The organism is Candidatus Nitrosopumilus sp. (assembly GCF_965263415.1).
GTDB lineage: Archaea > Thermoproteota > Nitrososphaeria > Nitrososphaerales > Nitrosopumilaceae > Nitrosopumilus.
In genome coordinates this window covers 675,348-690,939 of record NZ_OZ253671.1, presented here as the reverse complement: position 1 = coordinate 690,939, position 15,592 = coordinate 675,348, and the positions used below count along the sequence as shown (strand labels likewise).

The following is a 15,592-nucleotide window of genomic DNA, read 5'->3' as shown; positions in this document are numbered from 1 at the left end:
CACCTAAGAGTCTGGACAGCCGTCAGTATCGTTGTCACCGTCATAGTCTTCTGGTTCAAGTGGACACATGTCATTTTCATTGATAATATCGTCTAAATCAGCATCATGTTTGTATCTAGATTGTTCAGGAGCAATATCTGGACAGCCGTCAGTATCGTTGTATTTGTTCCAAGATTCTTTAAGATTTGGACATAAATCAACATCATCATTAATTCCATCCTCATCACTATCAATTACCACATTTCCAATTGGAAGAATGTCAGGACAGCCGTCATAATCAACATAGTTATTCCAGGTTTCACTTTGAGTTGGACACATATCCATTACATCAGGCACACCATCACCGTCGGAATCTGGTTGGATGTCATCAACGTCAGGACAGCCGTCTTCATCTTGGAAGCCATTATAGTTTTCTGCAACTAGTGGACATTCATCATCAATATCAAGAATTCCATCATTGTCTGAATCAACTACAAAGGATTCAGATATTGTATCTGGACATCCATCATCATCTTGGAATTTATTGTAAGTTTCTTTTGCGGTTGGACATGCATCAATTGCATCAGGAATTCCATCTTGATCTCTATCATGACTTAGGATGTAATCATCAGGACAGCCGTCAAGATCAAGAATTCCGTTATAGGTTTCTGGTTGATTTGGACAATGATCATTGTAATCATTTATTCCATCATTATCTGAATCTGGAGAGCCCTTGTTATCAGCTACAGAATCTGGACAACCGTCTTCATCTTGGAATTTATTGTAAGTTTCTGGAACTAGAGGACATTGATCTACTGAATCAACCAATCCATCAAAGTCTGAATCCATACTCGTAAGGAAGTCAGGATAATCTGGACAACCGTCTTCATCTTGGAAGTTATTGTATCTTTCTCTATCTAGAGGACATTGATCTACTGAATCTAAAATACCATCAAAGTCTGAATCTGCTTCAGATGGATCATCAGGACAACCGTCTTCATCATTGTATCTATTCCAAGTTTCAGATGTTGAAGGACATTGATCTAATGCATCTCTAATTCCATCACCGTCAGAATCCATAACAGAAACATCTGGACAACCATCCTCATCATGATATCCATTAAATGTTTCAGGTTCTAGTGGACATTGGTCATTCAAATCATGAATGCCATCACCGTCAAAATCTAGTGCGGATAATCCAGATAAAGAATCTGGACAACCGTCTTCATCTTGGAATTTATTGTAAGTTTCTTTTGCAAGTGGACATTCATCAATTGAATCAATAATGCCATCTAAATCACGGTCACCGGTACCATAAGAGTCAGGGCAACCGTCTCTATCTTGGAAGCCATTATAAATTTCAGGTTGATTTGGACACAAGTCTCGGTTGTCAATTATTCCATCACCGTCAGTATCAATTGCACCCATATTATCTGCAACAAGATCAGGGCAACCATCAAAGTCTTGGAATTTATTGTAAGTTTCTTTTACAGTAGGACATTGATCAATACTGTTTGGAATTCCATCTCGGTCTGAATCACTATCACTTGAATAAGGTGGAATGTCAGGACAACCGTCTTCATCTTGGAAGCCATTGTATCTTTCAGGTTCTAACGGACATGCATCATCAACATCCATAATTCTATCACCGTCTGCATCATTCAAAGAACCGATAAATGATGGAATAGAATCAGGGCAACCATCATAATCAGCAAAACGATTGAAAGTTTCAGGATCAGTAGGACAAATATCAAATTGATTTGCAATTCCATCACCATCAGTATCAATGAAATCAGAATCTAACGTAACATCAGGACAACCATCAGTGTCTAAATAATCATTATACACTTCAGGTTCGGTGGGACACAAGTCTATTGAATCTTGTATGCCATCATTATCAGTATCAACAAAAGCTAAATTATTTGCTGCATCAGGACAGCCATCTTCATCTTGGAATCTATTGTAAGTTTCTGGACTTAACGGACATTGATCAATAGAATCAGGAACACCATCTCTATCTCGGTCACCAGAACCAAAGTCATCTGGACAACCATCTCTATCCAAAATACCGTTAAAAGTTTCAGGTTGATTTGGACACAAGTCTACAGTATCGACAAACCCATCACCATCAGAGTCAGGCAATCCACCTGGTCCTCCTTCAGGAGAAATATCTGGACAACCATCTTCGTCTTGGAAAAGATTGTAATGTTCTCTAAGATTAGGACATTGATCAATATGATCTTCTATTCCATCATAGTCTTCATCATACCATGGAACAAAGTTTGATGGACAACCATCAATAGAACCCTCATAATCTTCACGTAAATTAGGACATGCATCAACAGAATCATCAACTCCATCATTATCTATATCACCTGCTGCAAATGCAGGATTCATGGGCATACTAGTTAGAGTAGTTAGCAATAACAATAGGAATGGTAGAGTATGTATTTTCTTCAATGCCTAAAATATTCCTGAGGATCCAGTTATTAAACCTCACTCTAAATTTGACCAAAAATATCAATGGTTTTGGGAAAATTTCAACCCTTAACAAAAAAACTCGATCAATTTAAGTAAACCAAAACAAGATCTGGACTTATGAGTTGTTCTGGGGAGGTAGTTGAAGAAGAAAAGCTAATTCAGATCAAACCTGCAATTTCTGAACAATTAAAAAAAGCAAAGTATGGAATTTCGGATCATTCTACTGTAGAACTATGTCATTGGACAAAAAAATCATTCAAACACGAAGGTAGTTGCTATAAACACAAGTTTTATGGAATTTCGACTCATAGATGTATGGAATTTTCGCCAGCTGGAATGCATTGTGAGAATCGTTGTGTATATTGTTGGAGACCAATGGAATTTTATGATTCATTAGAAATGAAACCAGAACAGGTTGCTGAACCTGAAGAAATTTTAACCAAACTAATGGCTGAAAGAAAAAAATTGATCAATGGGTATTATGGAGATTCAAGAAATGATAGACAAAGATTAGATGAATCATTACTTCCTAGTCACTATGCAATTTCACTTTCAGGTGAACCAACAATGTATCCAAAATTACCTGAGTTGATAAAGTATCTAAATTCACTTGAAGCAACAAAATCAATTTTTCTTGTAACAAATGGTCAAGAACCAGATATGATTCAAAAACTACAAGATGAGGACGCGCTTCCAACACAATTGTATTTATCAACTAATGCAGCAGACTATAAATCATTTTTAAAAATTAATAAACCAAAGTATGACGATTCATGGGAAAGATGGAATAGAACACTTGGTATGTTAAAACACCTCAACACACGAACTGTTCTACGAATAACTTTGATTAGAAATTATAATGATCAGAAATCTATGATTCCAGCATTCGCCAAAATGTTCAAAGAAGCAAGCCCACATTTTATAGAAATAAAATCATACATGCATATTGGACGTTCCACCAACAGATTAGAACATTCAAACATGTTAGAGATGGAAGAAGTGAAAAGATTTAGTGAACAAATTGCAAAACAAAGTCAAATATTTTCAATAATGGATGAAAGTTTTGTTTCACGAATTTCAATTTTACAAAACAATGAAAGATTTATTGATCGTTGGATTTCATCTTATGCAAATACCAATTAGAGAATTTTTTTAACGCTTTGAATCTATGGGATAGTTCATTTTTATAATTTATTTCTGCAAAAGTTTTTCTAGAGTTTTTTGGAATGAAAATTGGATCATACCCCCAACCTTTACCTTTTTGAGATTTTGATATAATACCATCTAAATTTGCATCAAAAGTTTTGATAATTTTTTTATCACAATAAGTGATTATTGAAACAAACTTTGCATTTCTTTTTGATGAGAGGAGTTTTAGAATTCCTTTGTTACCAATTGTTTTAAAGACGTATGAAGAATAAGGTCCTGGAAATCCATTTAAAGAATCAATAAACAAACCATCATCTTCAATAATTATTGGTTTTTTACATTTTGAAAATGCATCTTTAGCTTTGTTTTCTGCAATATCTTTTAGAGAACTTGATTGGATTTCCTCCAGGTTTAATTTGAAAAAACCTAATTTTATTCCAAATGAATTTAGAATACTTTTAGCTTCTTTGTACTTGTGAGAGTTTGAAGATACAAAGTATAGATCAAACGACTTGTGCATATCTACCACGGCTTTCTATATCTGATACCAATTTAGTAATTTTCACATAATTGGCATTACCAACTACAGATTTGTACCCAAGCAAGAAATTTTTCCAAGCAGGAATCATGATTTTTGCATGAGCACTGTTTAAGATTTCTTTAATTAATCGTAAATCAACTGCGTGATCTTCAGGTTTGATTGTATTTTGAGATAAACCAAAATCAATAACATATACATTATTTTTGAAGAAAATAAAATTTGAAGTGGTTAAATCTCCATGCATGATACCGTTTTTGTGAAGCATTCCAACTAATTTTCCAATTGTTTTAGATAATTGAATTATTTTTGATTCTGATAAATCATGAACAGGTTTTCCAGGAATTTGTTGCATGATAATTGATGTATTTTTTAGATTTACAAAATAAACTAGAGGTACAGGAATACCAAATGATTTTACTTGTGAAATTATTTGAGATTCTTTTATAGTTCGTTGTTTTCTAATTTTTGAGTCAAGCGAAGAGTTTCGATAATTTTTTATCTTTCTAATTTTTAGAATGACATTAGAATTTTGCCACATAGTTTGATAAATATCAGCTTCTGCACCTTTTTTGATTAATTTCATTAACGTTATATTCAAATGAATTCAATAAAAATTAATCATGGAAGATGGAGAAGAGAGACTGAAACAGGAAGATTGTAGTGAAGATAGTTTAGGTTCAGGAATTCTCACATTAACTAACCAAAGATTAGCTTTTGATAAAACTAGAGCAAGAATGATGGATTTTTCAAAACATATGGGAGATACAATACTAGATGTTACATTAGGTAACGTAACTAAAACGTGGAAAGAGGGATTACTTATGAAAAAAGTATGTTTTATTGTAAACACAGATGATGGTGAAAAAACATACAAGTTTGGTGTGTTTAACACAAAAAGTTGGCTCAAGAGTATTGATGAGGCAGTTGCAAATTACAAAAATCAGTAATTTACTTTAACAGTATCTAATCGCCAAGATTGTGTAACAAAAGTATCTTTTAGTGACACACCTTTTTTTATTTGGGATTCTAAAAGTCCTGTCCAACATATTTGGCTACCACAATCTCCAGCATATTTCAGAGGAACAACATAGAATTTTGCGCCATGTCGTTTACACACATCTTGCAGCATTTCAGATAATCGTTTGTTGGCTGCAACACCACCTACAATCATTAGTTCTTTTTTTCTTGTAAAGGATAGTGCACGTTCTACAGCTTCTGAAATCATTGCAAAAGCAGTCTCTTGAAGAGAATAGCATGCATCAACTTTGCTTTTTTTTGCAACAGATTTTGTTGCAGATAATAATCCAGAAAACGAAACATCATTTCCTTTAACTGAATAGGGCAATACAACATAGTTAGAAGATGTTGTTGCTAATTCTTCAATGTTTTTTCCACAGGGGGAAGCAAAACCAATTGATCTTCCAAACTGATCAAGAAGTTGCCCCAAAGTAATATCCAAAGTTTCACCAAATACTCTCCACTGTTTATTGAGAAATGCCAAAAGCATTGTGTGACCTCCAGATACTAAAAGTACCAAAGGATTAGTTGCACCAGTTAGTAGTTTTCCTAATTCAATATGACCTAATGCATGATTTACAGGATAAATTGGAATTTTGTAAAAAGATGCCAATGATCTTGCAACTACAGCACCTACACGCAAACAAGGCCCCAAACCAGGACCACCTGCATAAGACACAATATCCAAGTCATTGATTTTGATATTTGCCTCATCAAGACATTCAGACAACACTAGTGAACTATTTTCAATATGATGTCTTGATGCCTCTCGTGGATGAATTCCTTCTCCATCTGCAGGACGATAAATTTTCCTAACATCAGATAAAATTTTTCCTTTATTTCCTTTTTTTTCTATAACTGCACATGAAAAAGTATGGGCAGTACTTTCTATTCCTAGTCCTAACATATTATCCCCTACTTAGAGTCGATACAATTTTTATCACATCACCATTTTTTAATTTTTGATCACCACTGATTCTCTGCTTCGTTTTACAATCAATTGCATGCAGAAATCCTTTTGCTATATCTGCATGAATTAATTCAGCCAAATCTTTTGCAGTAGAATCTTCAGGAAGCAATTTAGTGTCAGGAAGAATTACTCCATCTTTGTTAGTAAGTTTTGTTTCGTCTTCAACGGGATAAACTACAATAAAATCCAAGGAATCAAAAACTGCGGTGTTGAGAATTTTCTGAATTCCAGTAGAATGGATTTTTTCAAAGACAGATTTTACCAAGTCAAGTGCCTTTTGTTGTGGCGGAGCAATCTCTTTTCCTTCTGTAATTGTAAATCCCTCATCACCAGAGGAATAGTTTACAATTCCAGCCTTTGATGCTTTTCGTAGTAATAATTCAGTTTCTGCACTACAAGGAATAACATTATCATTAATTTTTTTTGTGATATCAAGGTCAGGACATAAATCAGCTTTGTTTGCTGCAATGATCATTGGTTTTGTATTTTTTCTTAGTTCTCGGGCAAATTCAACAATATCATCTTCATTCCATTCTTTTGGATCTCTTGAAATGAAACCAAGTTTTTGGAGTACATCTTGTACTTGAAAATCTTTTATGCCTAAACCAGTGAATCGTTTTGCAATTCCATCTGTAAGTTTTGCTCTTTTCTGATGAATTTCTCGTGTAATTTTATCCCATTCACGTTTTAAAATATCAGCAAACCACAAATCAAATTCATCTTGAACAAACTCTACATCCTCAAGTGGATCATGAGTTCCAGGTGGTACAGGTTGTCCTTGAATATCAGTAGTTCCAGCAATATCAATAACATGAATCAAAACTTCAGCTTGTCTTGCATCATCAAGAAATTGATTTCCCAAACCTTTTCCTTCATGAGCTCCAGGGACTAGACCAGCAATATCAATAAGTTTTACAGGAATAAATCGAGTACCTTTAACACAAAGATCATTTTGATGTTCGATTTTGAAATGTTTACAAGCACAATCAGCTTTAACATATGCAACTCCAACATTGGGTTCAATAGTCGTAAATGGAAAATTTCCAGAAGCCACAGGAGTTTCAGTTGCAGCTGAGAAAAAGGTAGATTTTCCTACATTTGCTTTACCTAAAAGACCAATTTGCAATGATCTCAAAAATTCATTTCTACTTATTAGTATTGCAGAAATCGTTTAATCATAACCTTTTCAATCTATCATATGTCAATAGTCATTACAGGAACGCCTGGTGTAGGCAAACATACTATTGGAAAGGAATTCTCACAAAAATCAAAATTAGATATAGTTGACATTAACGAGGTTGCAAAAAAATCAGGATTGTTTGAGAAAAATGATGAATCAAATGATGTAGATGTAAAAAAACTTCAAGAAATTATTAAAGAAAAAAATTTAGACAGATGTATCATTATAGGACATTTAGCACCTTATGTTTTAGAAAAAGACAAAATTGACAAAGTTATTGTTTTGAGACGCAGTCCATATGATTTGATTCAAGTGTATGATGAAAGAGGCTATTCACATAAAAAAAGTAAAGAAAATGCAAGTAGTGAGATTTTAGGAGTTATCACATATGATGCAAAAAACCAATTTCAAGACAAAGTTATCCAGATTAATGTAACTGAAAGAAGTGTTCAAGAAGTACTAGAAAAAGTAGAATCAGTAATTTCAGGCAATATTCATTCAGAAGAAGTAGATTGGCTAGATTTAGTTACTAAAAATAATGATTTGAAAAAATTTTTTATTGATTGATTAAATAACGCCTTTTGATTTGAAAAGATACTTGTTTGAAATATCAAAGACAGATTTGGCAGGCCGCATAGGTAAAATAGAAAGTAACCACGGGATAATTGAAACTCCTGCATATGTTCCAGTTATTCATCCAGTAAAACAAACAATTCCTTCAAAAAAGATCAAAGAGATTGGTTTTGATTTAGTAATTACAAATGCATACATTACTAGAAATAATTATGGAGACAAAGCAGTGAAAAAAGGAATTCATAAAATTATTGATTACGACAGAGGAATAATGACGGACTCTGGTGGATATCAAGTGTTAGAGTACGGAGATGTTCCAGTAGAACCCGAAGAGATGGCAAGTTTTGAACAAGGTATAATGACAGATTTTGCAATACCGTTAGACAAACCAACAGGGTTTGGACTTCCCATTAAAAAAGCAGAAGCATATGTCAAACATACCCTCAAAGTTTGCAAACAAACTATTGAAGACAGTAAAGACAATGGGCAAATTTGGATGGGGCCAATCCAAGGAGGAGAACATTTTGATCTTGTTGCAAAATCAACAAAAGGTTTGCTCAAAATGGGATACAAGATGTTAGCATTGGGCAGTCCAGTTGAATTTATGGAGTCATACGAATACAGATTATTAGCTCAAATGATTGTTGCAGCAAAAAAACAAATTCCACAGAACATACCTTTACATCTATTTGGTGCAGGACATCCACTAACTATTCCATTTGCAGTAGCATTAGGTTGTGACACATTTGATTCTGCATCATACATGCTATACGCAAAGCAAAACAGGTACATTACAGAAGATGGAACGCGATATTTGTCAGATATTGTGACTTTTCCATGTAATTGTGAAATATGTACAAGATATACTCCTGATGAATTACGACAGTTAGAATCTATTGAGAAAATCAACCAACTTGCCATCCATAATCTCCACGCAATAAAACTAGAAGTAGACAAAGTCAAGCAAGCAATTCATGAAGGTAGATTATGGGAATATGTTATCAAAAAAGCAAGAGCCCATCCAAAATTATTTGAAATGATAGAAGTGATGACAGAAAATTCAGAGTTTTTAAAAATTGGAACACCAAAATTTAAGGAAAGAGCAATTTTTCTATTTGATAAAGAGGATCAATACAGACCTGAAGTACAATCATTTCATGAAATAGTAAGGAAATTCAAATCAAAGAAAAAGAAACTCCTAATCATAAAAGAATCATCAACTAAACCAGGTTACTTATCACATCAATTTGTGAATCTATCAAAAAAACTCAAAGATTTTGAGGGAACTCAAATTTGTCAATACAATCCTCAATTAGGATTAATTCCAATTGAGATTTCAGATATTTTCCCTGCTGCACACCATGAAACATCAAGAATGAATTTTGATCCTAAAGAATATACGGAATTTAAAAAAACTTGGAAGATGTTTTTTGATAACAATCAATTTTCAGAAATTCGATACGACAAAGATGATGAATTTTTAAAATATTTTGTAAAAACTTTGCCAAAAAATATCAAGAAAAAATCTTTTTTGTAAATTAAAAATAAGAAAAAAGAATGTGCTAAAAGATTCAGCCTTATAGTGCTGCGTCTTCTGCCCAACCGTTGATGAAGACACCGTTTTTGTGAAGAGGTACTGGTTGTCCAGCAGTGTAATTCATTGGTCTCATCCAAAAGATTGATTTTGTTGGGCATACACCGATGCATGCACCATCAGAAATACATCTCTCTGGATAAAATACAAATGCTTTACCTCTCTTCCAGCCTTCAACAGGTTTTACTCTAAGGACATCAGGACCAAGAGTTGTACAGATTTCTACACATAGTGCACATCCGATACATCTTTGTTCATCGATGTCTGGAAGTATTGCTATTGGCATTACAAAACTAAGAATGCTTGATTACTATTTAAACCATGATTGATATCCATAACCCTGTTATGAAATTTGATCGACAAATATTATGCGCAGAATCTAGATTAAAAAATTAAAAAACAAAAAGATAACGTGAGTATCACGTTTATTTTCTCATTGCGTCTATTTGACCAGAAGTAACCCAGTCAAGTAGTTCTGCAGAAGATGGATTAAGGTCTGCTTTCTGATTCATCAGATTGTTAACCCAAATCCAGTTAATTTGGTTTAGGAGCGGTTTGTTTGCTTCGTCACCAGCACGTGTTTTAGCGACGACGGCTTGATCTTGTTGTCCTAACCATTCTTGGAAGCTTCTTCCCATGAGGATCGGATCTTAGCTTGCACTAATTAAAGCTTTTGAAGATTCCATGTCTAGCATAATGATCGACTCTACCTCAAGAAGGTTTTAACGTAGATGAAAAATCATCTTAATTCTTGAATGTTAAAGTTTTAGGAGCTGCCAACGAGGTAGGCAGATCAGGCTTTTTGGTGAATTGTAATGGGACAAATCTCTTGCTTGATTACGGGGTATTATTTGGTAGAAGAGGTACACCTCCACAATACCCACTTCATGTAAAGCCCAAGGATGTGGATGGAATAATTATCACTCATGCTCATCTAGATCATTCTGGAAATGTTCCATCTCTTTTTGTGAGTGGAAATACAGATGTTTACGCAACCCCACCAACATTTGATTTATCAAAATTATTAATTGAAGATATGTTAAAAATTGAAAAAAATTCACATCCATTTGACATACCAGAATTAAACAACATGATGAAAAATGCAAAAGAGATTGGATTCAAACAAAGAATCACCAAAGGTAATGCAACATTTGAGTTAAGAGAATCAGGACATGTGATTGGTGGCAGTACAGTTCTAGTAGAATCTGAGAATAAGCGACTATTCTATACAGGCGATATCAAAACAAATGGTTCAAGAATGCTTCGAGAAATGGATTTGGATATTGGAGAAATTGACATGCTGATTACTGAAAGTACCTACGCAAAGACAGAACAAAAACCAAGAAAGGAGTCAGAAACAGAACTAATAGAATTTGCAAATGAAGTGATGGACAGAAAAGGTATTTTGTTCATTCCATCATTTTCAGTTGAACGTTCTCAAGAGATTGCATGTATTTTGAAGAGTGTGAATTTCAAACACAGAATCATTATGGATGGAATGGCACTAAAAGTAAATGAAATTATGTTTAAGCATCCAGAATATTTACGAGATCCAAAAGTATTTTCTGATGCAATCAAAGGAGCAACTGCAATTAAAGAACATTCTGAAAGAAAACGTGCAATGGATGAACCATGTGTTGTTATTTCACCTGCAGGTATGTTAGTTGGAGGAAATGCAGTTTTCTATTTACAGCATTTAGCATTTGATGACAGAAACGGAATAGCTCTTGTTTCTTACCAAGGTGAAGGCACACCAGGTAAAAAATTGCTAGAAACAGGAACAGTATCAACTAGAGGAAAAGACCTCAATGTAACTGCTCAAGTAAAGCAGTTTGAATTTTCAGGCCATGCGGATAGAAACGAATTATTTGACATGATAAAGAAAATTAAAGGAAATCCCAAGGTATTGACAGTACATGGGGATTCAGAATCATGTGATTTATTTGCACAGGAGATTCATGAAAAATTTGGATTAGAAGCAAGTTCTCCTGCAGTCAATGAAGAGATTACTGTCTAAAAATGCAAATTAGCCAATCAATAGATGTTGAAAATTCAATAAATAGTGGTCAAGTCTTTCTTTGGAAAAAAAATCAAGAATTTTGGTACGGAGTTAACGGACGAGATATTCTCCAAGTAGACAAAAATGGAAAAATAAAATCTTTAAAAAATTACAAAAAAGATTTTTTTAGAAATAAAGACAATTTAGATGAGATAATTAAATCAATTTCAAAAGATAAAACAGTAAAAATTGCTGTAAAAAAATATCCAGGATTAAGAATCATAAAACAAGATCCATTTCAATGTTTGATTTCATTTATTGTATCATCAAATTCCAATATTCAAAAAATTAAAAATAATCTTGAAAACATATCACAAAAATTTGGAGAAAGAATAGAATACAAAAATCAAGAATTTTTTCTATTTCCCAATGCAAAAACTCTTTCTAAAGCATCTATTAATGAAATTAAAAATTGTGGTGTTGGATATCGTGCAAAATTCATAAAAGATGCCTCAAAAATTATATCTTCTGAAAAAATTACATTTGAAGATTTGAAAACAAGTAGTTATTTTGATGCAAAAAAGAAAATTCGAATCATACCAGGAATAGGAAACAAAGTCGCAGATTGCGTTCTATTATTTTCTCTTGATAAATTAGAAGCATTTCCATTAGATAGGTGGATGGTTAGAATTTTAGAAAAGTATTATTCAAAAAAATTTCAAATAAATACCAAAACAATTACAGAAAAACAATATGATATTCTACATGAAAAGATTGTAGATCATTTTGGACCATATGCAGGATATGCACAACAATTTCTCTTTAAGATGGAAAGAGAAAATTACCAAAAAAAGTGGCTGTAAACCCTTAAAATGGTAATTAATTGCTAGGTTTTTGGGCCCATAGCTCAGCATGGATAGAGTGTTGGACTTCTAATCCAATGGTCAAGGGATCGAAGCCCTTTGGGCCCGCTTAACAAAATTATTTATTCAGACCAAGAGATGTGTTTTTTGTGAAAGACATAGAATTTAAATTAAATTCAACTGAAATTCATCCAAATTCTGAAATTATAGGAACAATTTCTGTATCATATCCAGGAAGATATGATGGAGTAGTTATCAATACACAGATTTTGGATTCAAATGAACATATCACTTACAAATCATACAATGGGAAAACCATTTCAAATAATGTTGCAAGGTTGTTTATCAACAAAGATGTAATGTCAGAGAATAAAGCAGAGTTTACAGCAGTAATAAAATTTGAGCCAACTCAAGAATACGAAGTAAAATTCAGGGCATCAATTATTGAACAACATAAAGAAATTGAAAGTCAGATAATTTTTGCAAAGTATTCAGTTTAGAATCTACTCTTCTCAACTGAGATTTCACCTTTCATCCAAGGATGGGGTTGACAGAAATAATGAAGTACAGTTGGTTCTGTAAATAAGAACTCATAGGAATCTCCAGGTTTTATTACTCCAGAAGAACCAAAGTCACCGCTATATCCATCTGCATATCTATGATCAGGAGTTACAGTATGAGCAGTATCATCGTTGTTTATCCACTTAACATTATTTGTAAACGTCAGCAAAACCGTTGGTTTGTTTGGAACATAATTTTCATTTCCATCTATAACTGCACCTGGAACAATCTCAATTAAGAAGAATTCTTCTTCAGGATGCAAAATATGATCAGATACAGATGGTTTTGCTAAAGATTCAGGAAGATAAAATGAAGTGTAAAAGACTACAGAAGCAGACAATCCAACAAGTAATGCAATTAGTCCAATACCATAAGCATGACTAGATGTGGGACTACTCATAATTTTTTTTCGCCTCTCAAGTTCTTATAAAGCTTGTTTGAAATTTTTGAGATCATGGTTTGTTAAGATCACCAGTACCAAGATTTGGATTATTGTCTGTACCAACTCCCAAGTCAGCTTGGGTTTTTGGTGCAGAAACTTCTGGAGCAATAGGTTTCTCTTCAGGTTTTTCTGCGGTAGTTTCACCTTCTCGGAGTTTTGTAGATTCTCCAGAGCCTTCAAGTTGAGAAGATTCTTCAGGTTCAGCTAGTTTTGGTTTTTCATCAGATACAGGGGATGGTGGAGGTGGTGGAGCATTCTTTTGTTCACTCATTCCATATCTGTAGATATGGAAGAATCCAGCAAACACCATCAGAATAAGTCCTATGAAGAACAACGAGATGTTATTCATTCCAGTTATAGCTGCATTGTATGCTGCAATGTTGAGGAATACTTGGAATGCTAACAATGCAACAAGTAACCAATTAATCCATTTTTCAGACAAGTTTAGAGTTGCAACTTTCTTTGGACCAGTACTCTTTGCTAGTTTTGATTTTCTTTCTGCTTCATTTGCAAGTTTGATCATCATGTAGGTGAATCCAAAGCTCATTGGAACTAACAATATCATCACACTGTAGAAGAATACAGGATCAATTACCAAACGCTCAACTAATGGAATTGAGATATCGGGAGAAATATAGAATCCCCAATAAGTCGTTACCATAATTTGTGCGAGACTAGTAATACCAAATGCAGTAATGATTGGTCTTTCTCTCCAAGAGAATTTCTTGTATCTATCAATGAATGGAACCAATACGAATGATATAATGAATATCAAAGGCCACAACAATCCTGTTACAAACTTGTCATATTGCGTTCTCATGAAAGCGTAAATTCCAGTCAAATACCATTCAGGGACAGTCACACCAGGCGGTACGGTAGGCTCAAACTTGAATCCTAAATCAATTGGGAATACACCACCAGTAATCAAAATAGCACCACCAATTGCCATGACCATTGGTACATCAAAGACCAAGAATCTTGGGAAGTGAACTGCCATTAATCCAAGCATAACTATTGGTAACAAGAACACATGTTGAGCATAGAATCTTAACACAAAGTCAGAGAACCCACTACCCAGCGCCGCGTCACGTATAACAGGACCCGCTATAGGAATCGACGTAGTCAACGACGCTGCAATACTAATTGCAAGTTCTGCTCTTTCAGAGAATATAACATCATATCCAGTAAATGCTTCTAAGATAGTAACAACGCCTAAAATGACACCAGTCATCCATAAGACTTCATTTCTAATTTTGTATCTTCCACTAAAGTATTGGTAATACATGTGAAGAACAGCTAAGAGAACCATTGCATTAGAACCATGATAATGTATGTTTCTAATGTGGAATCCAAATGGGACTTCATCATTAATGAATTGAACACTGTCCCATGCTCTATCCAATATCGGTTGATAATAAAACATGAGCAGAGCTCCAGAAATTCCTAGAATAATAAACACAATGAATGTTAACATTCCCAAAAATCCAAATGGACTTACAAATCTTGCAGGAAATGAAAACTTGATTGCAGTAAAGATAGTTCTATCTACACCTTCCCATAACCAATAAAGAAATTCAACTACACCGTTTCTTCTTGGCTCAAGCGAAACGGCCATATCCAATTACTCCATTTTCTTGTGCGTTAAACTTTGGTGGTAAGATGTATACTAATCCATCTGAATCAATTTCCAAAGTTAGTTTAGGTAAAGTATCTGATGGTGCAGCTTGTACAGATGCAGGACCAACAAAAGCAGTTCCAGTCATCGGATCATACATACTTCCATGACAAGGACATTCACCTCTTTTTCTTCCCTCATCAGGCCAATATTTCCACAAACACCAAAGATGAAGACAAATCATACTGTAAGCTCTAAATGCAGAAACATCATTTTTTGCTCCACCTAATTCTTCAGGTAGTCTAATGAATTGCCATTTACGAAATGCTTCAGCATCAAGTGCAGCATCACCTGTTGCAGGATATGTAATGACTTCAGCGTGATTTATTGGATAATTGTTAACATTAGCTTGAGTGCCATCAGGCAAAATAACAGGTACTTTCTCAAGTGAAGCCTGATTTGGGTTTGGCATGAAATTACCAAATGGGACAAATGGAGCAAAAGCTAAACCAGTTCCTGCGGCACCCATTAACTTTAGAAAGTCTCTTCGGGATAATCCGGCAGACTTTTTCGTCCCCACCTCTGACATTCAAGCTGACGTACTCGCCAAATTGCTTATAAACCTTGT

General features: G+C 34.1%; 17 protein-coding genes and 1 tRNA gene. 8 read left to right on the top strand and 10 right to left on the bottom strand.

Annotated features, from left to right (window positions below; translation table 11 throughout):
• Positions 1-3: 3 nt before the first annotated feature.
• Positions 4-2,382, bottom strand: coding sequence for a thrombospondin type 3 repeat-containing protein (locus ACQY22_RS04635; protein ID WP_428325524.1), 2,379 nt, complete (start codon positions 2,380-2,382; stop codon positions 4-6).
• 195 nt (positions 2,383-2,577) lie between these two features.
• Between ACQY22_RS04635 and twy1 the strand changes: the two genes are divergently transcribed.
• Positions 2,578-3,603 (top strand): 4-demethylwyosine synthase TYW1, encoded by a 1,026-nt coding sequence (gene twy1, locus ACQY22_RS04630; protein WP_428325354.1) that lies wholly within the window; start codon positions 2,578-2,580, stop codon positions 3,601-3,603.
• Here twy1 and rdgB read toward each other — a convergent pair.
• Entirely contained in the window at positions 3,563-4,129 is a 567-nt protein-coding gene (gene rdgB / locus ACQY22_RS04625; protein WP_428325353.1) for an RdgB/HAM1 family non-canonical purine NTP pyrophosphatase, read from the bottom strand. The genes twy1 and rdgB overlap by 41 nt on opposite strands.
• On the bottom strand, positions 4,113-4,733 hold the full coding sequence (locus tag ACQY22_RS04620) for a KEOPS complex kinase/ATPase Bud32 (RefSeq protein ID WP_428325352.1): 621 nt from the start codon (positions 4,731-4,733) through the stop codon (positions 4,113-4,115). Before ACQY22_RS04620 ends, rdgB begins: the two co-directional genes overlap by 17 nt.
• A gap of 37 nt (positions 4,734-4,770) precedes the next feature.
• Between ACQY22_RS04620 and ACQY22_RS04615 the strand changes: the two genes are divergently transcribed.
• Positions 4,771-5,097 (top strand): hypothetical protein, encoded by a 327-nt coding sequence (locus ACQY22_RS04615; RefSeq protein WP_428325351.1) that lies wholly within the window; start codon positions 4,771-4,773, stop codon positions 5,095-5,097.
• On the opposite strand, the gene kae1 is transcribed toward ACQY22_RS04615, so the two are convergent.
• Positions 5,091-6,074 (bottom strand): KEOPS complex N(6)-L-threonylcarbamoyladenine synthase Kae1, encoded by a 984-nt coding sequence (gene kae1 / locus ACQY22_RS04610; protein WP_428325350.1) that lies wholly within the window; start codon positions 6,072-6,074, stop codon positions 5,091-5,093. The two genes, ACQY22_RS04615 and kae1, sit on opposite strands and share 7 nt — an antisense overlap.
• 1 nt (position 6,075) lies before the next feature.
• A complete protein-coding gene (locus tag ACQY22_RS04605; RefSeq protein WP_428325349.1) occupies positions 6,076-7,263 on the bottom strand; it encodes a redox-regulated ATPase YchF in 1,188 nt (395 codons plus the stop codon).
• Positions 7,264-7,335: 72 nt separating this feature from the next.
• Here ACQY22_RS04605 and ACQY22_RS04600 point away from each other — a divergent pair, with 72 nt between their 5' ends.
• Together ACQY22_RS04600 and tgtA are read left to right on the top strand one after the other, a co-directional pair.
• Positions 7,336-7,884 carry an adenylate kinase family protein gene (locus tag ACQY22_RS04600; protein ID WP_428325348.1) on the top strand — a complete coding sequence of 183 codons (549 nt, stop codon included), beginning with the start codon at positions 7,336-7,338 and terminating at the stop codon, positions 7,882-7,884.
• A gap of 31 nt (positions 7,885-7,915) precedes the next feature.
• Positions 7,916-9,427: a tRNA guanosine(15) transglycosylase TgtA gene (tgtA, locus tag ACQY22_RS04595; protein ID WP_428325347.1), complete on the top strand. Its 1,512-nt coding sequence runs from the start codon at positions 7,916-7,918 to the stop codon at positions 9,425-9,427.
• 40 nt (positions 9,428-9,467) lie between these two features.
• On the opposite strand, the gene ACQY22_RS04590 is transcribed toward tgtA, so the two are convergent.
• Both ACQY22_RS04590 and ACQY22_RS04585 read right to left on the bottom strand, forming a co-directional pair.
• The gene (locus ACQY22_RS04590) at positions 9,468-9,770 is read right to left on the bottom strand and encodes an ATP-binding protein (RefSeq protein WP_014963910.1); all 303 of its coding nucleotides are present in this window, start codon (positions 9,768-9,770) and stop codon (positions 9,468-9,470) included.
• A 139-nt stretch (positions 9,771-9,909) separates the two neighbouring features.
• Positions 9,910-10,122 (bottom strand): hypothetical protein, encoded by a 213-nt coding sequence (locus ACQY22_RS04585; RefSeq protein ID WP_012215921.1) that lies wholly within the window; start codon positions 10,120-10,122, stop codon positions 9,910-9,912.
• Between the two features lie 113 nt (positions 10,123-10,235).
• On the opposite strand from ACQY22_RS04585, the gene ACQY22_RS04580 reads away from it, so the two are divergent.
• The 4 genes from ACQY22_RS04580 (at position 10,236) to ACQY22_RS04565 (ending at position 12,846) form a co-directional block, all read left to right on the top strand.
• Positions 10,236-11,501: an MBL fold metallo-hydrolase gene (locus ACQY22_RS04580; protein ID WP_428325346.1), complete on the top strand. Its 1,266-nt coding sequence runs from the start codon at positions 10,236-10,238 to the stop codon at positions 11,499-11,501.
• 2 nt (positions 11,502-11,503) lie between these two features.
• The gene (locus ACQY22_RS04575; RefSeq protein ID WP_428325345.1) at positions 11,504-12,346 is read left to right on the top strand and encodes a DNA-3-methyladenine glycosylase family protein; all 843 of its coding nucleotides are present in this window, start codon (positions 11,504-11,506) and stop codon (positions 12,344-12,346) included.
• Between the two features lie 33 nt (positions 12,347-12,379).
• A tRNA-Arg gene (locus ACQY22_RS04570) sits at positions 12,380-12,454 on the top strand.
• Between the two features lie 41 nt (positions 12,455-12,495).
• The gene (locus tag ACQY22_RS04565; protein WP_428325344.1) at positions 12,496-12,846 is read left to right on the top strand and encodes a hypothetical protein; all 351 of its coding nucleotides are present in this window, start codon (positions 12,496-12,498) and stop codon (positions 12,844-12,846) included.
• Here the strand turns inward: ACQY22_RS04565 and ACQY22_RS04560 are convergent.
• Genes ACQY22_RS04560 through ACQY22_RS04550 form a run of 3 tightly spaced genes read right to left on the bottom strand, consistent with a single transcriptional unit; the run spans position 12,843 to position 15,553 of the window.
• A complete protein-coding gene (locus tag ACQY22_RS04560) occupies positions 12,843-13,307 on the bottom strand; it encodes a cupredoxin domain-containing protein (RefSeq protein ID WP_428325343.1) in 465 nt (154 codons plus the stop codon). The two genes, ACQY22_RS04565 and ACQY22_RS04560, sit on opposite strands and share 4 nt — an antisense overlap.
• Positions 13,308-13,359: 52 nt before the next feature.
• Positions 13,360-14,964 (bottom strand): cytochrome b, encoded by a 1,605-nt coding sequence (locus tag ACQY22_RS04555; RefSeq protein ID WP_428325342.1) that lies wholly within the window; start codon positions 14,962-14,964, stop codon positions 13,360-13,362.
• On the bottom strand, positions 14,948-15,553 hold the full coding sequence (locus ACQY22_RS04550) for a ubiquinol-cytochrome c reductase iron-sulfur subunit (RefSeq protein ID WP_428325341.1): 606 nt from the start codon (positions 15,551-15,553) through the stop codon (positions 14,948-14,950). The genes ACQY22_RS04555 and ACQY22_RS04550 overlap by 17 nt, the downstream gene beginning before the upstream one ends.
• Positions 15,554-15,592 lie beyond the last annotated feature (39 nt).